Raw genomic sequence first — 20,510 nt, forward strand, 5'->3', positions numbered from 1 at the left:
TGACGGGAAGCTACCGAGCACTTCTCCGATGGTGTGCCAGAGCACATTGTTCGATTGCGCGAAGACTTTGTGCAGCAACGATCGGAGTTGGGCAAAGTCCTGTTCTACCGGGGACAAGCCCGGTGAGTACGGTGGAGATTTTCCAATGTCTCCATGCCGTGGTGTCCATCATGCGCTCGCCCGTAGGGACGCAGTCATAGTGGCACGCCACCGTGATTCGCCTGCTTCGTCCAATAACACGAGCGGGCGCTATCTACGTGATGCTGCTATGCCGGCCACCGCTGGCGCTCAAGTGCCGCATCCGGGGCCGGTCCTGCCTTGTTGCCTGCAACGTCTTTTTGCATCGTAGACTGAGATGGCATCGGGTAATCAAGATAGTGGAGAAAGCCGCCATTGGTGATGACCCGGACAATGTCGCGGTGGAGAGGCGAGGAGCAGCAATTCGCTGCTGCCTCGCGTCGGAGCGATGAACGCCTTCTGTATTAGACGATTGAATCAAGTGAACGGACTGATGCCGTCCCAATTACGCAACAGGTTCACAATGCCAGAAATGAAAGAGGTTTCGGTTACGCTGCCAGAATCATCCTCGATCCAGCCACCCCAGGAAGGAGCACCATTGCCGTACATGCCATACACAGCCCAGTCCCCGATATCGGGACGGTCGAAGACTATGAGGTAATCGGTAAACGTGCGACTGCCATTCGTCACCGCCGTGTCGTAGGAGACGCTCTCGTGGAAGGTCAGCCGAACGCCGCCATATTCACGCGACTTCGATATCTTGGTGTCCCAATTTTCATTACCAAGGTCCTTCTCCTCGATAATGCCTAGGGTGTTGTCATAGATCGTCGACTTCCAGGATATCTTTTCCACGTTATTGATGATCTTGCCCCTGATCGAGATCGTGTCCCAATCCTCTCCTTGATAGTCGAGCCTGTCGATCGTGTAGGTGTCATCATCGTTGACGCGCTTATGGTAGACCTGACCGCCATTGTGATAGCGCTTCTCGAAATGATCCCAGGATCGGCCGCTGAAATCCCAGCCGAATTCCTTGATAAGCGTTTCGCCGTTATAGTACTTATCCGAAACCTCGTTTTGGAAGCTCGAGCCGCGCCATTCCTGTACGTGGTGTGTCCAGCCTTCAGTTCCGGCATGATCGAAGATCTCAACCATCTTGTGGTCGGCATAGGTCGTTTCAATCTTACTGATTGTGCCGTTGACCGTGGTTGTGATTTGCTCAGCCCAGTCATATTCCCCGGCTACATCCCACAGGTGGACCGTCGTGGTATTGCCGATGATGACGTGCTGATAGGTCATGACGCCGCTGGCGTTGTATTGCGTCTCGCGCTCGTCGAAGGCGGCTCCGCCATTCCATTCGCGATAAATATGCCGCTGTCCTTCATCGTACTGCTCCCACTGCGTCAGCCGCGTGCTGCCGCTGTAGAGCGTGTCAAGCCAAGCCCAGCCCTGGCCGGACCAGTTCCAATCCTTGATCGAATGCGTGCCATTATCGAACCACGTCTTTAGCTGGATCTCCTTGAACAGGCCATCCCTGGTCAGTTCGTACCGCGTCCATGGCTGGCCGTTGAAGTCCCAGCCGCGCTCGACGGTGCGCTCCTGCTGCACGGTCGGGCCGTAGTATTTGTAGACCTCCCAGAATTTGTTGTTACCGGCGTCGCGATGCTCCTCGAAGTTGACCCACTCCTCGCCGGCCACTTGCGCGGCGTTCACGCCGTCACGGTAGTTGTAGCCGTCGGGGCTGTAGTCCTTCCCCCTGACGATGCTGGAGCCGTCATCGTTCACGATGGTCTCGATGAGCACCTGCTCGGCGGCGTTGAGCTCCTTGAGCTTGGTGTCCCAAGTCTGCCCGGTGCGGTCGTTCAGGCGCTCGATGAAGTCCACCGGCCCGAGCTCGCCGTCGTCGATGGTGTCGAACTGCCGTGAAGCGATGCCAGCCTCGTAATCGGCAAGACTGTCGTAAGTGCTCTCGCGGTTCACCCAGTTGTGGTGATCGATCGCTTCAGGGTCGAACTCCCACTTCGTGTAGGTGCCGTTGCGGTTCGTGTCGACCTGGCTGATCACGTTGGCCTGCGCATCGTAGGTCTGAACATAGGACGACCAGGCCAGCAGGCCAGTGAGATCCCAGGCCTTGGCGAGGCGTGTTCCATCCGGATGGAACACCGTCTCGCTCATCAGGACGCCGGCGATGTTGCGGCGCTGGACGTATGCCTCGATGATCGAGGGATCGTCGGCGGACGGGCGCCAGCCGAGGCGGCTCTTCGAGCCGTCGCTGTTCTCCACGTCATAGGCCATCGCGGCATCGGCCGCGGTGACGTAGTTCAGCTCGGCAATCGTGAGATCGCCGTCGGCGAAGCGGAAGATCTCGATGTCGGCCAGATCCGTGCCGTCCGGCGAGCCGGAGCGCAGGTCTACGATGGAGTAGCGCCCGATCGCGGTGTTGAAGCGGATCATGTAATCCGTGCGGTTGCCGGTGAGCACGATGGTGTCGGTGCCGGTCCCGCCGTCGATGTAGTCGGTGTCAGGACCTCCAGCCAATATATCGTTGCCTTCGCCGCCGAAAAGTTGATCGGCTCCGCCGCCGCCGACCAGGGTGTCGTTGCCGGCCCCGCCCGAGAGCTTGTCGTCGCCGAGGCCGCCGTCGAGGCTGTCCGCGCCTCCGTCGCCGGTGAGCACGTCATGTCCATCACCGCCGAGCAACGTGTCGTCACCTATGCCTCCCCACAGCTTGTCGTCGCCCGAGCCGCCGTCGAGGCTGTCATTGTCCTCGTCGCCATAGAGCAGGTCGTCCTCGCTGCCGCCAAGCAAGGTGTCGTTGCCCGCGCCGCCATAGAGGACATCCGCCCCGGCATCCCCGGACAGAAGGTCGTGACCGGCGCCGCCCTTGAGCATGTCGCGGCCCGCCTCGCCATAGAGCTGGTCGTCACCGGCTTCGCCCACGAGCGCGTCGTCGCCGGTTCCGCCATAGAGCGCGTCGTTGCCGGATTCCCCGATCAGCGCATCGTTGCCGGATCCGCCATACAACAGATCGTCCCCGGCGCCGCCGTTGGGATCGTCGTCGCCGTCCTCGCCCTTCAGCACGTCGTCGTCGCCTTCGCCGCGCAGGCGGTCGTCGCCCGTGCCGCCTTCCAGCGTATCATGGCCGTCGCCACCCTCGAGCGTGTCGCGGTCCGCGCCGCCGAGGAGATGGTCGGCGCCGGCCCCGCCGATCAGCTTGTCGTCGCCGTCGCCGCCCAGGAGAAGGTCGGCGCCATCGCCGCCGACGAGCCAGTCGCGGTCGGCACCTCCGTCCAGGGTGTCCTTGCCTGCCCCGCCCTGAAGCTCGTCGCGGCCTGCGCCACCATCCAGGCTGTCGTCGCCCTCGTCCCCGAAGAGCAGATCGTCGCCGGCCTCGCCTTCGAGCCGGTCGTTGTCCGCGCCGCCATGCAGCTCATCGATGCCGGCGCCCCCTTTGAGGGTGTCGTCGCCGGCTTCGCCCTCGAGGTAGTCGCGGCCCGCATCGCCGCTCAGCAGGTCGTTGCCCGCGCCGCCATAAAGGTCGTCGTAGCCGTCGCCGCCGAATAGCGTATCGGCTCCCTCGCCCCCGCGGAGGGTATCATCGCCCGCCTCGCCGTCGAGCCAGTCGGCGTCCTCGTCACCGTCGAGACGGTCGTCGCCCATGCCGCCTTTCAACGTGTCCGCGCCCGCGCCGCCATATAATGCGTCGTTGCCGTCTAGCCCCTCCAAAACGGTTTCTTCATCTGATCCCAGGAGGGTATTATTCTCTAGGTTACCCGTGATGTGCTGGTGGACCAGTTTCTCCTTGGCATCGAACTTCAGCGTAAGGTGAATGCCTTTGACCCAACCTTCGTATGAGATGACCTTTCCCTTTGCAGTTTTGGTGAAAAGGGCGGAAATCTTGCCCTTCGCATCGTAGGTTGCACTCAGGGTCTTCCCGGCTTTATTTGTGAGTAGAGCCGCGCCATAGCCGGATTGGCCGAGCTTTAAGGCACGACTGCGCTCGCCTTTACCTTTGAAGATTTTGTATTTCGTGCCGTCCCCGAGATCAATATCGATGCCGCTCTTACTTTTCACGATAGAAGCATCATTCTGTCCTGCTTTGAGGATCATATCGGCAATTGCCACCTTCTTGCCGTTTGCAAGTTTAAACACCGCCTTGCCAACACTGCGCGATCCATCGGTGTATCGCCGGGTCTTGCCATCCGTCGTGAGCGGAATAGAGGTCATGCCGATTTCATCGAACGTCTTGAGTTCACCAGGCTCAGTAACGGCATTGCTGTTCCCATCGATCCAAATTCGGAAATAGCGGAAGGCCTCATCGGCCTTTGAGAGAAAGCCATCCTGGTTGGTATCGAACCGTTTCCGCAATGCCTCAAGATCGGTCTTCTGACTTCTATCCCAGTGCCAGAACACGAACTCGGCAGCTTGGTCGATCACGCCATCCGGTTTAAAACTGCCGTTAGGGCCAAGATCGATGACCAGCACGCCATCGCCGCCACCGACCCATGCGGTCCGTCTGAGCTTACCGTCTCCCTTCAGGTCGAAGAATGCGGAGGATTTATGCAGCGGGACGATCTCAATGCCGTCGCCATCAAGATCGACGAACACCGGAGGATATTCATATCCAGACGGATGCACGGTCAGTTCCAAAGGTTTTGACTCGGGTTCACCCTCAGTATTTCCCCAAGATTCAACAGTGCCGTTATCGCCATAACCAGTCCCTGTGCCAACAACTCCAGGTATGCCAGATCCGATGCTGGTGCCATTACCATGATGGCCGTTTCCAGTAGAAGTCCCGTCGTGGGGATTCTTATCATAGCCTTCGCCCGGCTCGCCGCTATTTCGGCCCGGTTCGCTTGTGGTACCGCCGCCCGAAATACTGGTTGGGCTGTCAGGAAGATTGTTGCCAGACTGGCCTGAGACAGGGCCTGCGGGATTGACAGTTTCGGCAATGGCAGCTTTGGCGGCTTCGAAGATGTCCTGCAGTTTCTCCGCGATAGCAATAGTTGCGTAAAACACTTCCTTTGCTGCAAAAATGGCAAGAGTTTCAATCAGGGAATAATCTTTATCTTCAGGGCGTAAGGCGCTGAAATTGTCCTTAGTCACCTTGCTGTAAGTCTTTCCACCATAGGTAAAATTCAATTCAATTGGTGGAGGAACCTTTGTTACTCCGTGCCTTGCAAGCGAAGTAGAATTGTAAATTTGGACATACCAATCCTTGCCTTTAGTATTAAAATCAAATCTGTCATCCCGCGGCCGAATTTGAAGGTCGCGGATTTCAATGTTACCGTTTTTGTCAACGTGGACTTTGCCCCCGCTAATGGCGTAAGCGGTTGTGCCAAACACCCAAGACCGGAGAATGTGATCATCACCCCAGACATCTGTCGTATAGTTTTTGATAACCCCTGTTATACGAACCTTATCGTTCGGACCTTCATCACCCGTGTAGAAAACGCCAGAGGTATTATACGGATCCTTCGTGACCAGATCATATACGCCAGGCGCGAGACCGAGCTTGCCGCCAAATAGGTCTTGGAGTGCTGGGATTTTGGTTGGATCAAAATACTTACCAGGTCCCTGCTCCATAAACCAGTCAACATCGATCTGATACTTGGGAGGCTTGCCACCGAGGGCATCGCGCTCCAACTGTTCCATGCTGACCCAGCCCGCATTAAGTGTCTTAATATGATCCTGCATATCAGCCCCCGAACCGGACGCAGCTTTGGCGCCGTACGTATTTCTGTGATCGTTGCTGTGGTTGATAAATATTTACGTCATTCTCTCACGGAAAGACCGTCTTCCTCGATCCGGTATCGGCATGACGTGAACTGGACATCATAGAAGTAGAAATATCGCCCCGGCGGCTTCGCAACTTTCAGTGAAACAAACCATTCGCGGCCATTGTTTTCGTCAGGATTGATCCGAGAAACATTGCAGCAACCTGGTGTCTGCAGCATCTGATCGAGTTCCGCAACGGAGTGAAGTTCATCCTCCCAAATGGAGCGATGGCGACGAAGATAATATTTTCCGAATTCGAGTGCGTCGGCCTCTCTCATGATCTTGTCGCTGCCGATGCAAGATGGATCATATTTCAGGGCGAACCACGCGAAAGCAAGAGCGGTAATCCAAGCCACACATGTAAGACCAATAATCACGTGCCTGAGTTTTATCTGCATCTCAGTTCCCTCTGCGCACGATTTTAGTCCGGACTTTGCTTCTGCAGGAAGTGAATGCAACTTCATAAAGACCAACGATTTCGCCTGACCGAACCAACTTCACAGTCGAGACCCATTCTCGCTCATCGTTTGCCTCTGGATTAATCGCGCGAGCCACGCAGCAGTCGTTCTTCTCCAGAGCTTGGTTCAGATTGGTGAGAGACTGAATACCATCGGCGCGCCATAATGAATCATCTCTTCGTAGCCAGTATTTGCTGAATTCGACAGCATCGATTTCCGTGCTGATGGCACTGGCCTCGCATGGTGACATAAGCCAGAAGAAGACCGTAAGATACCCTGCCAGGGCGATCAGCGGAGCGCAGACAAGGATCGTGAGCGCGGTTTTGGTATGATTTTGCATGCTAGAGCCGTTCGGTCCAACGATCGGTAACGATGTCGTATCGGCAGGACGTGAATTGGACGCTGTACCCGTATTCGTAGTCCCCTCTGGGAGACGTGAACCTCAGGGCGACATTCCATTCCCTGCCTTCATTGTCTTGAGGATCGACGCGCTGAACGGAGCAGCACTTCTCCTTCCGCAATTCCCGATCCGGGTCCCGAACGGATTGGAACGTGTCTCTCCAAAACCAGGCATCGTGACGAAGGAAGTATTTGCCGAATTCAAACGCGTCGGCCTCTGTGGTGATCTTCACGCTGTCTTCACAGGGACTCGGCCGCCACGTGATCACCCACCAGCCATAAGCAAGCAGCGCAATCCAGCATGCAAATGTTATCCCTATGATAACTCGGGTGAGGGACACGTGCATTTCAGTGCTCCTCATGCGTGATCTTGGTGAGAATTTCGTATCGACATGAAGTAAACTGAACCTCATATCGCTCAAGATCGTTGCTGGCCTTACCGAGTCGCAATGCCGTAGACCACATACGTCCATCATTCTCCGATGGAACGATTTCCTCGACAGTGCAGCAGCCTACTTTTTCAAGCTCTAAGTTAAGGTCAGTCAGGGACTTGACGCCTTTGGCGCGCCAGAACCGTTCATCCCGACGTAGCCAATACTTGCCAAATTCGAGAGCGTCTTCTGAGGTGTCAATCTTCTGAAGATTGCTGCAAGACCCAACGTTCCAAAAGACGAACGCAAGGCCACCCGCGAATGCAATCAGGGGAGCGCAGATGAGGACCGCGAGAACGGTTCGGAAAGTCATCACAATCGTCATGCTCAACCCCTCCTAGATCACGAAGAAGTCCTTGGCGCTGAGCGCCAGCTTCTTCGATAGCACGGCGATCTTCACCGCAGCAGCCTTGCCGGTGCCGTCGGGATCGTAGGACAGCACGCCGGTCTTCGGATTGTAGATCAGCCGGTCATTTCCATCGTGCGCTTTCGCGCCCTTCCAGAACTTGGACGGACTAAGCTTTGAGGGCTTCGTGAACGAGCCTTTCGACCCCAACGCCTTGAAGACGGCGTTGTCGAGGAAGATGCTGTCGTCCGGCACACTGAAGTCGGTGATCCGGTCCACGTTCGTGGACGCGCTGGGCTTGGTGTCGAACACGAAGGTGTCCTTGCCGTCTCCGCCCGTCAGGCTGTCATGCCCCTGCCTGCCGTAGAGCACGTCGTCGCCGAGGCCGCCCGAGAGCTTGTCGCGCCCGCGGGTGCCGATCAGGGTGTCGTTGCCGTCCGTGCCCGCGACCGACCCGTCCGACCAGACGAGTGTTTCGTCCCACACGTCCTCGACCGCAATGGTGAAGCTGTGGTCGATCACCGTGCCGTCGTCGGCGGTGGCCCGCACCTTCACCTGGTGCGCGGCATGGCTCTCGAAGTCGAGCTTGGCTCCGGGGGCGACCAGCAGCCGGTCGCCGTCGAGAACGAAGCGCCCTCCGGCGCTGTCGAGAAGCTGATAGGAAAAGCCGCTCAACCCGGGCGCTTTGGCGGTCAGCAGGCCGACCAGCGTGCCGGCGAGCGACAGCTCCGGCACGGCCGCGTGGCTGAGGAGCAGTTGCGGCGGTTCGACTTGAACGGTCTGGTCGATCCTCACGGTGGAGGTCGAACGCCGGCCGCCCTCGTCCGTCAGCGTGATGACGATCTGCTGCTGAACGCTCGTCTCCGGCACCTGATCGGCCATGGTGTAGGTCAGGGCACGCAGGATCTCCTGCACGCGGGCCGGGGTCGCATTGGCGTTGAAGATGACGCTCAGGCCTGAATCCGAGGCATCCCACAGCATGCCGATGTCGAGGCCGCCGACCCGCAGAGTGCTGCCGGAGGCATAGCCGGATTCCAGCGCCACATTGCCGGAGAGATCGATCCGCAGCTTGCCGGGCGCCGATAGCCCGACCGGCGCCTCTACCTTCAGCAGGGTCAGCAGCCCGTCATCCTCGGACAGCACCGCATCCCGGCCCTCGTCGACGAACACCCGCTCGCCGGCCTCGGCCTCGAAGTGATCGCCGTTGAGGTGCTCCGTGACCGGGGCCAGGTTGGTGTGCGTCCCTGCCGCGTCCATGACGGTATCGATGCCCTGCCGATGCAGGAGCCGGATCTCGGCGGCCGTGAACGTGACACCCGTCGCCACGAGCCTGTCGTTCTGGCTCGCGATGCCCGAAGCCAGGAGCGCAGTATTGGCATTCCCCACGGTCAGTACGGCGCCGTCGGTCTGCAGGGAGATCCGGTCTATCCCGATCAGGGTCTTGGCCGTGAAATCGAACGCGCTGCCGATGAGTTGCAGTTCGTCCCAGTGCGAGGCGGGATTGGCCCCGCCATTGAAGGTGACGACACCCGCCGCCTGCTCGGCATTCAGGATGATCGTGTCGTGCTCGCCCGAACCCTGGATGGTCTCGATGCTGGAAAACACTTGTAGCCGGGTCAGGTCGAACGTGCCGCCGCCAAGCAACTGCAGGGTGTCGTTGCCGCCAAGGCCGTCGAGCACATTGCCCTCGATATCCCCCTCCGTGGCGGTGAAGACATCATCGCCAGGCGTGCCGGGAGTGAATGAAACCGAGGGGGTAAACCGAGCTGACATAGGAAGGCGTCGACCATAAGACGGGATATATTCTTAGACGCAACCTATAGTCATTATCTCCGGGATCCGTCTAGTAATTACGTTGCAGTTTTTGATGGCCAGTAATTACCCTAACGTCACCGAGTTCCAGGCCCATCGGTATCGCTCACGATGGTTCGAGGGCGTGCGGCGCTGCATCCCTATCCCGCTCTCTTCGCGGCTCTGTGCAGCTTCAGATTGTCGAGTTTGCTATACTCGTACTGCGCCAAGGCCGCGCCGATCTGGCCGAACAGGCCCCCGATCACAAGCCCCGTGACGATGATAAGCGGCAGCTGGCGCCAGTCGAGATGGGTCTTCGTCAGGTCCTGTGTCATCGCTCTTTCTTCGCGTGAGCCTTAGGTTCATGGCGTGGTTGCTCGCGATGATCGTAGCACGTCATCGTGCGAAGTGGGGTAGGGGGCATTGCCTGCTTACGCAAGAGGCCCAATCGAGAGGAGCAGCCTTCAGTCCCAACGGTCCGTCACACGGGAGTATCGCCATCGTTGTTCGGCGATGCCCGTTCTGCTGGCGGCATCCGAGGCTTCGGCCGCTATCAGAGATGATAGGCCATGAGCGGTCTGCCGTTGCACGAGAGAGATCGCGGTGCGCGCCAGTCCTCTGAACTCTTCCTGCAGAGTCGGGGGAGCCTCGTCCCAATCGCCTGAATGCTCGGTCGCGTAGAATGCCCGCGCGACACGTTCAACCTGGTTCGGCGTCATGCAAGTCTCCCTGCACCTGTTAACCAGATAGGTAATGGGAGAGGTATTCGTTCCGTATCTCTTTGGAGTTAATCCTGGCGATGGGAGCTAAGTCACGGAAATCTTTCGGCCCGCTACCACCTTTGCGCAACGGCGGTTTAGGAAACTTTCCAACGACGCCTTTCAGCCGCCTCACCAGGCCATCCGTTGCAAGCGGCTGCGATCCGCTGCCCTTCATTTCCTCGCGCAGATCGCCCGGGCGATCATCGTCTTCGAACCATCACTCGTAGAGAAGCAATAGACGCCGGTTTCATCCATGTCGAAACGGTCGCCCCGGCTGCAGGTGCCATTGACCGGATACTCATCCTCGTTGCAGCGCGCCATGCACCGGCCCTGGGTCGCGCATTCCTGTACAAAGACCCTCAGGATCGTGCCGGCGAGACCCGGCTTGCCCTCGGGGCCCATCTTTCCCTCCGGGCCGACAGGCCCGGGAGGTCCTGCGGGACCCGTCAGGCCCGCTGGGCCGATCGGCCCGACAGGTCCGGGTGGGCCGATGGGGCCGATCTCTCCGGCGATGCCCTGAGGGCCCGGAGGTCCGGCGGGACCGACGGCTCCTACGGGACCTGCGGCTCCGACAGGCCCCGGCGGTCCGGCCGGTCCAGGCTCGCCGCGCGGCCCTGGCGTTCCTTGAGGGCCCTGTGGGCCCTGATAGCCCGCCAGACCTTGCGGGCCTTGTGGCCCGGGCGGCCCCGCCGGGCCCTCGGGGCCGATCGGGCCGGCCGGTCCCGGCTGCCCTCCCGGGGCTGCTTGTGCCTCGGCAGTCCCAGGCGGTCCTGGAGGCCCGGCGGGGCCTTGCGGCCCCATCGGGCCGGCTGGGCCAGGCTCGCCGCGCGGGCCCGGCAATCCGGCCGTTCCTTGCGGGCCCGGAGGGCCTTCAGGGCCCTGCGGTCCCGGCGCGCCGTCGCGACCGGGCTCTCCTTGCGGCCCGGGCGGGCCTGCAGGTCCGGTCTGCGCCGGGGCAGCAGCCGCGTCCTGCGGGGCCGCGCCCGATCCTTCCGGGCCCCGCTGTCCGCAGAAGCCCACAACCGCCTGCCGTTCCTCGTTCTCCGCCTGAAGATTCACGATGCATGAGGCGGGATGATAGGGAATCCGGAAGGTGAACCGGCCGTTGGCATCGGCCTTCGTCTCGAAGCGCTCGTCGAGGAAAATCGATATCTGACGCGGCTTGCTCAATCGCCCGACGACACGCAACTCGCCGGCGGTGATCATGGCTTGATCGATGAGGATATCCGCCATGGCAGGCATGCTGCCGCTGGCAATCAGGATGGTTCCGGCTAACAGGCGTCTGAGCATCGTGCCTTCCCACTTCGGAGACACAAAGCGTCGCCCGAAGGGGAGTGAAGCGTCAATTCACCCGGAAGAGTACGGCAAATACCACCTCGCTTGCGCGAAGCGAGCCTTTATAGCCCGTGTCGCGGGGCCAAGACGATGCGAACGGGCCGCCTGCGGTGCGACGGCCCATAAGGTTGCTTACGAGGGGTGGGCCGGATCATTGATGCTCAGTCTCTTCGGAAGCGAAAGCCGCCGCCCGCACGCGAGCGGGACTTCGCACGGCCCTGCCTGCCTCAATGCACCCCTTCCGCCTGCATCGCCTCGACGCGGATTTCCTCGGTCAGTTGGGCCTTCAGGCTTGAGAACTCCGGCGTGGTCTTCATCCTGTAATGGCGGGGATGCGGCAGGTCGACGGGGATGTCCGCCTTGATCCGTCCGGGGCGGGCCGACATGACGATGACGCGGGAGGCCAGGAAGATCGCTTCCTCGATGTCGTGGGTCACGAACAGAACGGTCTTCCGTTCGCGCTCCCAGATGCCGAGCAGCAGTTCCTGCATCAGGCCGCGGGTCTGGTTGTCGAGGGCGCCGAAGGGTTCGTCGAGGAGCAGGATGTCGGGATCGTTGGCGAGCGCGCGGGCGATGGCCGTGCGCTGCTGCATACCGCCCGAAAGCTGTTTCGGATAATGGTGCTCGAAGCCGCGCAGACCGACCTTCTCGGTATAGGATGCGACGATCTCCTGGCGCTCCGCCTTCGGCATGCCCTTCTCGCGCAGCCCGTAGGCGATGTTCTCGGCGATCGTGAGCCAGGGGAAAAGCGTGTAGGACTGAAACACCATGCCCCGGTCGGCGCCCGGGCCCTTGATCTCGCGGCCGTTGAGCATCACGCGCCCGCCGCTCGGGCGATCAAGCCCCGCCACGATGCGCAGGAGCGTGGATTTTCCGCAGCCTGAAGGCCCGAGAATGGTGATGAAGTCGTTCTGCGCCACCTGCAGGCTCGTGGGCTCCAGCGCCCGCACGGGCGCGCCGCCGCGCACGCCGGGGAAGACCCGCGAGACGTTCTCGATCTGGAGGATCGTGCCGGTCATGCGAGCCTCCACGGGAACAGCGAACGGTTGAGGGCCTTGAACAGGAAGTCTGAGATGAGGCCGATGATGCCGATGACGATGATGCCGAAGATCATCTGACCCGTCGCGAGGAGCGCCTGGCTGTCGATGATCATGTGGCCGATGCCCGACGAGGAGCCGATGAGCTCCGCGACGATCACGTAGGTCCAGGCCCAGCCGAGCACGAGGCGCAGGATCTCGGCGATCTCCGGCGCATTGGCGGGGATGAGCACGCGCTTGACCACGCCTCGATCCTTGGAGCCCAGCGTATAGGCGGCCTCGACGAGATCGCGGCGCGTGTTGCCGACGGCCACCGCCACCATCAGGATGATCTGGAAGACGGAGCCGATGAAGATCACCAGCAGCTTCTGCATCTCGCCGATGCCGGCCCAGAGGATGAGAAGCGGCACGAAGGCGGAGGCCGGCAGGTAGCGGGCGAAGGACACGAAGGGTTCGAGAAACGCCTCGAAGGACTTGTAGGCGCCCATCATGATGCCGAGCGGCACCGCCACGAGGGCGGCAAGAACGAAGCCGCCGACCACGCGCCAGACCGTGACGCCGATATCGTTCAGGAAGCCGAACCGCGTGAGCAGCAGCCAGCCGTCCTGCACCATGGTGATCGGATCGGCGAGGAACGTGCGCGAGACGAAGCCGCCCAGCGTCGCGAAGGCCCAGGCTGCGAAGAAGAGGACGAAGAAGGAGATGCCGAGCGTGATGCGCGTGCCCTGGCTGACGGGTTCAAGTGGACGAGGCATGGAGGATCTGTTCTGCCATTCGGCTGTCATGTGCCGGATGGTGTTCTCGAGGAAAAGATGAGGCCCTTGCCCGCTTCCGCGCAGGCAAGGGCCACGGCAACGGCGTTACTGGATGAAGCTGGTATCCGCCAGCGCATCCATGTCCGGCTTCTGCTTGATGATGCCGGTCTCGAGCAGCAGGTCGGCGGCTTCCGCCGAGAACGTCTTGAACTCGTTCGCGAAGAACTTTTTGTTCGCCTCACGGTCCTGCCAGCGCAGGAACTGGGCCGACTTGCCGAAGGCCTCGCCGGTCTGCTTCACGTCAGCGCCCATGATGTCGTAGGCCTTTGCCTGATCCTTGGCGATCATGTCGAGGGCTTCGAAATAGCTGTCGGCAAAGGCCTTGGCGGCCTTCGGATTGTCGGCGAGGAATTTCGGCGTGCAGCCGAAGGTGTCCATCACCATGGGATAATCGAGCGTCGTGGCGATGATCTTGCCGGCTTGCGGCGCGGCGCGCACGGAAGAGAGATACGGCTCGTAGGTCATGGCCGCGTCGTTCTGCCCGGCGATGAAGGCCTGGGCGGCAGGGCCCGGCTCCATGTTGACGACGGTCACGTCCTTCACGGAAAGACCGTTCTTCTTGAGCATCCAGGAGAGCGCGAAATAGGGCGACGTACCGGGCGCGGAAGCCGCAACCTGCTTGCCCTTGATATCCTTGATCGATGCGATGTCGTTCTTCACGACCATGCCGTCCGCGCCGTAGCTCTTGTCGAGCTGGAAGATCTGCTTGGTGGGGACGCCGTTGGCATTCCACACGATCCAGGTCTCGACGGTCGTGGCCGCGCATTGGATGTCGCCGGACTGGATGGCGAGGTGGCGGCTTGCCTGCGGGACCTTCTTGATCGTGACGTCAAGGCCGTTCTTCTTGAAGATGCCGGCCTCCTTCGCGAGCGTCAGGGGCGCGAAGCCCGTCCAGCCCGAGATGCCGATGGCCACCTTCGTCTCCTGCGCCGAGGCGGAACCCGCCGCCAGTGCCAACACGGCCAAACCACTCAATACCGCCTTCATTGCTGCCTCCGTCCTGTCCAATTCCCTGGCTCGTTCCGCCGGCCGTTTTCCTGGAAGTTCTTGCGTCTCCGCCGGCGCTCCTGTGCGAGCGGGCGAATGGCACCATGACGGAGCGTCAATGTCAAATGTATAGACATTTCGACGTGCCGTTGTTTTGGGCATTCCGCGTTAAAAGTTGCGCTGCTTAACGTCCGGCCGGGAACAATGCTGTCTCGGAACGCTCATTCTGAGAGACTGCTCATAAAGGCTCGCGCGCCTTTCCCTCCCCCTTGTGGGGAGGGGTTAAGGGTAGGGGTGCCGGCGCTGAACTGGACCAGCGATGCGCTCACACACCCGCCTCCACCTCCTCCCCACAAGGGGGAGGAGAGCTCCAGCATCGCTTCACGATCCAGACTTTCAGGAGTGATCCGGCATGAGCTCGATGAGGACCGCACGGCCGGTGCCGGACAAAAGGATCAGCTCCTGCATGGCGTCCAGCATCAGCGTGTCGAGTGCTTCAAGCGAATGGATCGTCGAATCGAGCGTCACGTCGAAGGGGCCGTCGAGCGGGACGAGGAACGCGACGGTCGTCTCCTCCGCCAGCAGCGCCACGCCGGATTCGACGAAGCGCGTCCGGTGCCGGAACCGTCCGCACCGGGTCATCACGTTGAGATCGCGGATCGGCCCGGAGAGAAGATGTCCGGTGGTGATGTCGTCGCCCGAGAAGGAGAGCTTGGGAGACGCGCTGTCCAAAGTGTAGGCGATGCCTTCCACATCGAGCTCGATGCCGTCGCCCTCGACCACGATCAGCGTGCGGTCGATCCCCGGGAAGAGAGAGAAGGGACCGTCCGAGGCAACGTCGGCCATGCTGACGCGCCAGCCGAAGGTCTCGAAGGTCGCGCCTTCCGGAAAGGCGGCGACCTCCGCGGTGGTGCCGCCGCCGTTCTTCCAGGGAACCCGGATGAGGTCGTGGTTGCGGATGACGCGCGCCTGCATCACCGAAGACTCGGCAGGTTGAGGCCGTGCTCGCGGGCGCAGTCGATGGCGATGTCGTAGCCCGCATCCGCATGGCGCATCACGCCGGTCGCCGGATCGTTCCAGAGCACGCGCTCGATGCGCTTGGCGGCTTCCGGCGTGCCGTCGCAGACGATCACCATGCCGGAATGCTGCGAGAAGCCCATGCCGACGCCGCCGCCATGGTGCAGCGACACCCAGGTGGCGCCGGATGCGCAGTTGAGCAGGGCGTTGAGGAGCGGCCAGTCGGACACGGCGTCCGAGCCGTCCTTCATGGCCTCCGTTTCCCGGTTGGGGCTCGCCACCGAGCCGGAATCGAGGTGGTCGCGGCCGATTACGATGGGGGCCTTCAGCTCGCCCTTGGCGACCATCTCGTTGAAGGCGAGGCCGAGGCGGTGGCGGTCGCCCAGGCCGACCCAGCAGATGCGCGCCGGCAGGCCCTGGAACTTGATGCGCTCCTTCGCCATGTCGAGCCAGTTATGCAGGTGCTTGTTGTCCGGCAGCAGCTCCTTCACCTTGGCGTCGGTCTTGTAGATGTCTTCGGGATCGCCCGAGAGCGCGGCCCAGCGGAACGGCCCGATGCCGCGGCAGAAGAGCGGCCGGATATAGGCCGGGACGAAGCCCGGGAAGTCGAACGCGTTGTCGACGCCTTCTTCCTTCGCCATCTGACGGATGTTGTTGCCGTAATCCAGGGTCGGAACGCCCGCCTTGTAGAAGTCGAGCATGGCGCGCACGTGCTCGGCCATGGACTGTTTGGCGGCGTGCTCCACGGCCTTCGGATCGCTCTCGCGCTTGGCTTCCCACTCGGCGAGCGTCCAGCCTTTCGGCAGGTATCCGTTGATCGGGTCGTGAGCCGAGGTCTGGTCCGTCACCGCATCGGGACGGATGCCGCGCCGGTAGATCTCCGGGAAGATCTCGGCGGCATTGCCGAGAAGGCCGACGGAGACCGGCTTCCTGTCGCGGCAGGATTGCTCGATGATGGCGAGCGCCTCGTCGAGAGTGTCGGCGCGGCGGTCGAGATAGCCGGTGCGCAGGCGCATCTCGATGCGGCTCGGCTGACATTCGACGGCGAGGCACGAGGCGCCCGCCATGGTGGCGGCGAGCGGCTGCGCGCCGCCCATGCCGCCGAGGCCGCCGGTGAGGATCCAGCGGCCGGAGAGATCGCCGTTGTAATGCTGGCGGCCCACTTCCACGAAGGTCTCGTAGGTGCCCTGAACGATGCCCTGCGTGCCGATATAGATCCAGGAGCCGGCCGTCATCTGGCCGTACATCATGAGCCCCTTGCGATCGAGCTCATGGAACTTGTCCCAGGTGGCCCAGTGCGGCACGAGGTTGGAATTGGCGATCAGCACGCGCGGGGCATCCGCATGGGTGCGGAACACGCCGACCGGCTTGCCCGACTGCACGAGGAGCGTCTCGTCGGCCTCGAGATTCTTCAGCGCGGCGACGATGCGATCGAAGCTGTCCCAATCGCGCGCGGCACGGCCGATGCCGCCATAGACGACGAGCTCGCCCGGCCTCTCGGCGACATCGGGATCGAGATTGTTCATCAGCATGCGCAGGGGCGCTTCGGTCAGCCAGCTCTTGGCCGACAATTCGGTGCCGTGGGCGGCGCGGATCACGCGGGCGTTGTCGATGCGGGTCATGGGACGGATCCTCGGGTCAGGCTTTGGATGGGTCGAAGGCGAGGCAGGTCTGCAGGATGCGGGTAAGCGTCGCGCGCATGGGCGCGGCATAAGCCGCGTCATAGGCGCTCGGCCATTCGCCCTCGGGGACGGGGCCGAGCGGCTCGTGCATGTAGCCGCGGCAGGCAAGCTCCATCTGAACGGCGTGCACGCCCTCGGCGGGCCGGCCGAGGCTGCGCGTGATGTAGCCGCCCTTGAAGCGGCCGTTCAGCACGTGGCTCAAGCCGCTCTCCACGCAGATGCTCTCGATGGCCTCGCTCAAGGACGGCGCGCAGGAGGCGCCGCCATTGGTGCCGATGTTGAAATGGGGCAGGGTGCCGTCGAACAGGCGCGGGATCACCGAGCGGATCGAGTGGCAGTCGTAGACGACGATGCTGTCATGCTGCGCCCGCAGGCGCTCGATCTCGGCGCGAAGGGCGGCATGGTAGGGATCGAAGAATCGGGCGCGGCGCTCGGCGATCTCATCAGCCGTCGGCTCGGCGCCCGGCTGATAGAGCGGCTCGCCGTCGAAGGTCGTTGTCGGGCATAGTTCCGTCGTCGCCTGTCCTGGATAGAGCGAGACGCCGGACGGATCGCGGTTCACGTCGATCACCGTGCGCGAGATCGCGGTGCGGATCACGGTGGCGCCGAGATCGGGAGCGAAGTCGTAGAGCCGATCGATCCACCAATCCGCATCCTTGCGCGCGAGCCAGGGCGAGACGAGGCCGCGTGCGTAGGCGTCGGGAATCTCCGTGCCCGTATGCGGCAGGCTCACCACGAGCGGCGCGTCGCCGCGGGACACCGTGAGCCAGTCTGGATGCGCGCTCATGCCCGTGCCTCGTTCGTCACGAAGGGCAGGACGTCGGCGCCGGCGGCCTCCGCGAGGGCGCCGGACGCGACGAGGGCCGTGGCCTGTTCCATGTCGGGCGCCATGTGCCGGTCATCGTCGAGATGCGGAACGCTCATGCGCAGCAGCGCGCGGGCGCGCTCCAAGCGCTCGCTCGATGCCATGGGCGCGTGGAAGTCGCAGCCCTGGACCGCGGCCAGCAGCTCGATGCCGATCACGTTGGCGGCGTTCGCCGCCATGGGCAGGAGCCGCCTCGCGCCATGGGTCGCCATGGACACGTGGTCCTCCTGGTTGGCGGAGGTCGGGATCGAATCGACGCTCGCCGGATAAGCGCGCTGCTTGTTCTCGGACACGAGAGCGGCCGCCGTGACCTGCGGGATCATGAAGCCGGAATTGAGCCCTGGCTTCGGCGTCAGGAAGGCGGGCAGGCCCGACAGGGCCGGATCGACCAGCATGGCGATGCGCCGCTCGGCCAGCGAGCCGATCTCGCACAGTGCCATGGCGATCATGTCGGCGGCAAAAGCCACCGGCTCCGCGTGGAAGTTGCCGCCGGAGATGACCTCTCCGGTTTCCGAAAAGACGAGCGGGTTGTCGGACACGCCGTTCGCTTCCGTGCCGAGCGTCTCGCCCGCCTGGCGCAGCAGGTCGAGCACCGCGCCCATCACCTGCGGCTGGCAGCGCAGGCAATAGGGATCCTGCACGCGGTCGTCGTTGGTGAGATGCGAGGCGCGGATGGCGCTGCCCTGCATCAGGGCGCGCAAGGTGGCGGCCACCTCGATCTGGCCGCGATGGCGCCGCAGCTTCTGGATGCGCTCATCGAAGGGGCCATCGGATCCCTTGGCGGCATCGGTGGCGAGCGCGCCCGTGACGAGGGCCGCCTGGAACACGCGCTCGGCTTCGAACAATCCCGCCAGGGCGAGCGCCGTCGAGACCTGCGTGCCGTTGAGAAGCGCGAGGCCTTCCTTCGGGCCGAGCGCGAGCGACGCGAGCCCTGCCTGCGCAAGCGCCGCTTCCGCCGGCACGCGGCGTCCGTCGACGAAGAACTCGCCGACCCCCATGAGGGCCGCCGTCATGTGGGCCAGCGGCGCGAGATCGCCCGAGGCGCCGACCGATCCCTGTCCCGGAATAACGGGAACGAGGTTCGCCTTCAGGCATGCCGTCAGGTGCTCGATGGTGGACCAGCGCACGCCCGACGCTCCTTGGGCGAGGCTCGCGAGCTTGAGCGCCATGACGAGACGCACCACCGCCACCGGCAGCGGATCGCCGACGCCGGCCGCGTGCGAGAGCACGATATTGCGCTGGAGCGTCGCGAGATCGCCGGAGCCGATGCGCACGCTCGCGAGTTTGCCGAAGCCGGTGTTGACGCCATAGACCGGTTCGCCCTTGGCCACGATGGCCTCGATGGTCCTGGCGCCCGACTCGATGGTGGAGCGGCAATCCTGATCGAGCGCGACCTGCGCGCCGAAATAGACGCGCCGCCAATCGGCGAGTGCGACGGAGCCGGGTTGAAGCGTTACGTCTTGAGTCACTGTCCCCTCCAGATGCGGGCGTGAAGCGGGTTGAAGCCGATGCGGTAGACGAGCTCAGCCGGGCGCTCGATGTTCCAGATCGCGAGATCGCACGACTTGCCGGTTTCCAGCGTGCCGATCTCGTCGAGGTGCCCAAGCGCACGAGCGGCCTCGCGGGTGACGCCCGCGATGCATTCCTCGACCGTCATGCGGAACAGGGTTGCGCCCATGTTCATGGTGAGCAGGAGCGAGGTGAGAGGCGAGGTGCCGGGATTGCAGTCGGTCGCCAGCGCCATGCGGGTACCGTGCCGGCGGAAGGCGGCGACCGGCGGCAGCTTCGTCTCGCGCAGCATGTAGAAGGCGCCCGGCAGGAGCACGGCGACCGTGCCGGCCTTCGCCATCGCGGCGGCGCCGTCCTCGTCCGTGTATTCGAGATGGTCGGCGGAGAGCGCACCGTATTCTGCGGCGAGCTTCGCGCCGTGCAGGTTGGAGAGCTGGTCGGCGTGCAGCTTGACCCTCAAGCCATGCGCCTTGGCAGCGTCGAACACGCGCGCGGTCTGCTCGGGCGAGAACGCGATGCCCTCGCAGAACGCATCGACCGCATCGGCCAGTCCTTCGCGGGCGAGGGCCGGCAGCATCTCGCGGCACACCTTGTCGATGAAGGCGTCCTTGTCGCCGTTCGCCTCCGGCGGCAGGGCGTGGGCGCCCAGGAATGTCGTGACGACGGAGGCCGGGCGTTCCTCTGCGAGGCGGCGCGCAACCCTTAAGGACCGCGCTTCCGTCTCCAGATCGAGGCCGTAGCCGGACTTGATCTCGATGGTCGTGCAGCCCTCGGCGATCAGGTGATCGAGGCGGGGCAGGGCGCTCGCCACGAGTTCGTCCTCGCTCGCCGCACGCGTCGCCTTCACGGTGGACACGATGCCGCCACCCGCCCGGGCGATCTCCTCGTAGCTGGCGCCGTTCAGGCGCAGCTCGAATTCATGCGCCCGGTCGCCGCCGAACACCAGATGGGTATGGCAGTCCACGAGCCCAGGAGTGATCCAACGGCCTTGGCAGTCGATCCGCTCGGCCGCCTCCCAGCCGTTCGAGAGATCGTTTTCCGGTCCCACGAAGGCAATCCGGCCATCCTTGGCGGCAACGGCTCCGCTCTCGACGGTCCCGAGACCGTCGCCCTTGAGGGTCGCAAGGCGAGCGTTGAACCAGACCCGATCGAAGCGCATGTTCCTGCTCCGGATAGGTTGCGATAATGTCTATACATAATCGTGAAATGGCGATAATGTCTAGACGTATTCGACAGGTTTCGATGGTCCGGCGTCGGCATGGCTTTTTGGCGGCTGTGTCTCCG

At 62.6% G+C, this 20,510-nt stretch carries 16 protein-coding genes; all 16 read right to left on the reverse strand.

Annotated elements, in window-relative coordinates:
- Positions 1 to 495 precede the first annotated feature (495 nt).
- The 16 genes from U0023_RS16570 to hutI all read right to left on the reverse strand — a co-directional run bounded on the left by U0023_RS16570 (position 496) and on the right by hutI (position 20,385).
- Positions 496 to 5,712, reverse strand: a complete 5,217-nt coding sequence (locus U0023_RS16570; RefSeq protein ID WP_009489313.1) for a calcium-binding protein — start codon at positions 5,710 to 5,712, stop codon at positions 496 to 498.
- A 77-nt stretch (positions 5,713 to 5,789) separates the two neighbouring features.
- A complete protein-coding gene (locus U0023_RS16575; protein ID WP_009489315.1) occupies positions 5,790 to 6,191 on the reverse strand; it encodes a hypothetical protein in 402 nt (133 codons plus the stop codon).
- A 1-nt stretch (position 6,192) separates the two neighbouring features.
- Positions 6,193 to 6,591, reverse strand: a complete 399-nt coding sequence (locus tag U0023_RS16580; protein ID WP_009489317.1) for a hypothetical protein — start codon at positions 6,589 to 6,591, stop codon at positions 6,193 to 6,195.
- A 407-nt stretch (positions 6,592 to 6,998) separates the two neighbouring features.
- Positions 6,999 to 7,406, reverse strand: a complete 408-nt coding sequence (locus tag U0023_RS16585; protein ID WP_009489320.1) for a hypothetical protein — start codon at positions 7,404 to 7,406, stop codon at positions 6,999 to 7,001.
- A gap of 12 nt (positions 7,407 to 7,418) precedes the next feature.
- Positions 7,419 to 9,200: a putative calcium-binding protein gene (locus U0023_RS16590; RefSeq protein ID WP_009489322.1), complete on the reverse strand. Its 1,782-nt coding sequence runs from the start codon at positions 9,198 to 9,200 to the stop codon at positions 7,419 to 7,421.
- A 179-nt stretch (positions 9,201 to 9,379) separates the two neighbouring features.
- Positions 9,380 to 9,553, reverse strand: coding sequence for a hypothetical protein (locus U0023_RS16595; protein WP_009489324.1), 174 nt, complete (start codon positions 9,551 to 9,553; stop codon positions 9,380 to 9,382).
- Positions 9,554 to 9,682: 129 nt separating this feature from the next.
- Positions 9,683 to 9,937, reverse strand: a complete 255-nt coding sequence (locus tag U0023_RS16600; RefSeq protein WP_009489326.1) for a hypothetical protein — start codon at positions 9,935 to 9,937, stop codon at positions 9,683 to 9,685.
- A gap of 213 nt (positions 9,938 to 10,150) precedes the next feature.
- The gene (locus tag U0023_RS16605; RefSeq protein WP_280940651.1) at positions 10,151 to 11,269 is read right to left on the reverse strand and encodes a hypothetical protein; all 1,119 of its coding nucleotides are present in this window, start codon (positions 11,267 to 11,269) and stop codon (positions 10,151 to 10,153) included.
- 272 nt (positions 11,270 to 11,541) lie between these two features.
- A complete protein-coding gene (locus U0023_RS16610; RefSeq protein WP_009489335.1) occupies positions 11,542 to 12,333 on the reverse strand; it encodes an ABC transporter ATP-binding protein in 792 nt (263 codons plus the stop codon).
- Positions 12,330 to 13,106 (reverse strand): ABC transporter permease, encoded by a 777-nt coding sequence (locus U0023_RS16615; protein ID WP_040637983.1) that lies wholly within the window; start codon positions 13,104 to 13,106, stop codon positions 12,330 to 12,332. The genes U0023_RS16610 and U0023_RS16615 overlap by 4 nt, the downstream gene beginning before the upstream one ends.
- A gap of 105 nt (positions 13,107 to 13,211) precedes the next feature.
- Entirely contained in the window at positions 13,212 to 14,153 is a 942-nt protein-coding gene (locus U0023_RS16620; protein WP_009489339.1) for an ABC transporter substrate-binding protein, read from the reverse strand.
- Positions 14,154 to 14,549: 396 nt separating this feature from the next.
- Complete coding sequence (locus tag U0023_RS16625) at positions 14,550 to 15,128, reverse strand: HutD/Ves family protein (protein WP_009489341.1); 579 nt, start codon at positions 15,126 to 15,128, stop codon at positions 14,550 to 14,552.
- On the reverse strand, positions 15,128 to 16,792 hold the full coding sequence (gene hutU, locus U0023_RS16630) for a urocanate hydratase (protein ID WP_009489343.1): 1,665 nt from the start codon (positions 16,790 to 16,792) through the stop codon (positions 15,128 to 15,130). Before hutU ends, U0023_RS16625 begins: the two co-directional genes overlap by 1 nt.
- A gap of 16 nt (positions 16,793 to 16,808) precedes the next feature.
- Positions 16,809 to 17,639 carry an N-formylglutamate deformylase gene (hutG, locus tag U0023_RS16635; RefSeq protein WP_009489345.1) on the reverse strand — a complete coding sequence of 277 codons (831 nt, stop codon included), beginning with the start codon at positions 17,637 to 17,639 and terminating at the stop codon, positions 16,809 to 16,811.
- Positions 17,636 to 19,186, reverse strand: a complete 1,551-nt coding sequence (hutH, locus tag U0023_RS16640; RefSeq protein ID WP_009489347.1) for a histidine ammonia-lyase — start codon at positions 19,184 to 19,186, stop codon at positions 17,636 to 17,638. Before hutH ends, hutG begins: the two co-directional genes overlap by 4 nt.
- Positions 19,183 to 20,385: an imidazolonepropionase gene (hutI, locus tag U0023_RS16645; RefSeq protein WP_009489349.1), complete on the reverse strand. Its 1,203-nt coding sequence runs from the start codon at positions 20,383 to 20,385 to the stop codon at positions 19,183 to 19,185. Before hutI ends, hutH begins: the two co-directional genes overlap by 4 nt.
- Between the last annotated feature and the right edge of the window lie 125 nt (positions 20,386 to 20,510).

This window comes from Microvirga lotononidis, from assembly GCF_034627025.1.
GTDB lineage: Bacteria > Pseudomonadota > Alphaproteobacteria > Rhizobiales > Beijerinckiaceae > Microvirga > Microvirga lotononidis.

What these genes read in the sequence shown, in the direction of transcription:
- U0023_RS16570 (WP_009489313.1), bottom strand. Translation starts at nt 5,712, where the DNA reads ATGCAGGATCATATTAAGACACTTAATGCGGGCTGGGTCAGCATGGAA.
- U0023_RS16575 (WP_009489315.1), bottom strand. Translation starts at nt 6,191, where the DNA reads ATGCAGATAAAACTCAGGCACGTGATTATTGGTCTTACATGTGTGGCT.
- U0023_RS16580 (WP_009489317.1), bottom strand. Translation starts at nt 6,591, where the DNA reads ATGCAAAATCATACCAAAACCGCGCTCACGATCCTTGTCTGCGCTCCG.
- U0023_RS16585 (WP_009489320.1), bottom strand. Translation starts at nt 7,406, where the DNA reads ATGACGATTGTGATGACTTTCCGAACCGTTCTCGCGGTCCTCATCTGC.
- U0023_RS16590 (WP_009489322.1), bottom strand. Translation starts at nt 9,200, where the DNA reads ATGTCAGCTCGGTTTACCCCCTCGGTTTCATTCACTCCCGGCACGCCT.
- U0023_RS16595 (WP_009489324.1), bottom strand. Translation starts at nt 9,553, where the DNA reads ATGACACAGGACCTGACGAAGACCCATCTCGACTGGCGCCAGCTGCCG.
- U0023_RS16600 (WP_009489326.1), bottom strand. Translation starts at nt 9,937, where the DNA reads ATGACGCCGAACCAGGTTGAACGTGTCGCGCGGGCATTCTACGCGACC.
- U0023_RS16605 (WP_280940651.1), bottom strand. Translation starts at nt 11,269, where the DNA reads ATGCTCAGACGCCTGTTAGCCGGAACCATCCTGATTGCCAGCGGCAGC.
- U0023_RS16610 (WP_009489335.1), bottom strand. Translation starts at nt 12,333, where the DNA reads ATGACCGGCACGATCCTCCAGATCGAGAACGTCTCGCGGGTCTTCCCC.
- U0023_RS16615 (WP_040637983.1), bottom strand. Translation starts at nt 13,106, where the DNA reads ATGCCTCGTCCACTTGAACCCGTCAGCCAGGGCACGCGCATCACGCTC.
- U0023_RS16620 (WP_009489339.1), bottom strand. Translation starts at nt 14,153, where the DNA reads ATGAAGGCGGTATTGAGTGGTTTGGCCGTGTTGGCACTGGCGGCGGGT.
- U0023_RS16625 (WP_009489341.1), bottom strand. Translation starts at nt 15,128, where the DNA reads ATGCAGGCGCGCGTCATCCGCAACCACGACCTCATCCGGGTTCCCTGG.
- hutU (WP_009489343.1), bottom strand. Translation starts at nt 16,792, where the DNA reads ATGACCCGCATCGACAACGCCCGCGTGATCCGCGCCGCCCACGGCACC.
- hutG (WP_009489345.1), bottom strand. Translation starts at nt 17,639, where the DNA reads ATGAGCGCGCATCCAGACTGGCTCACGGTGTCCCGCGGCGACGCGCCG.
- hutI (WP_009489349.1), bottom strand. Translation starts at nt 20,385, where the DNA reads ATGCGCTTCGATCGGGTCTGGTTCAACGCTCGCCTTGCGACCCTCAAG.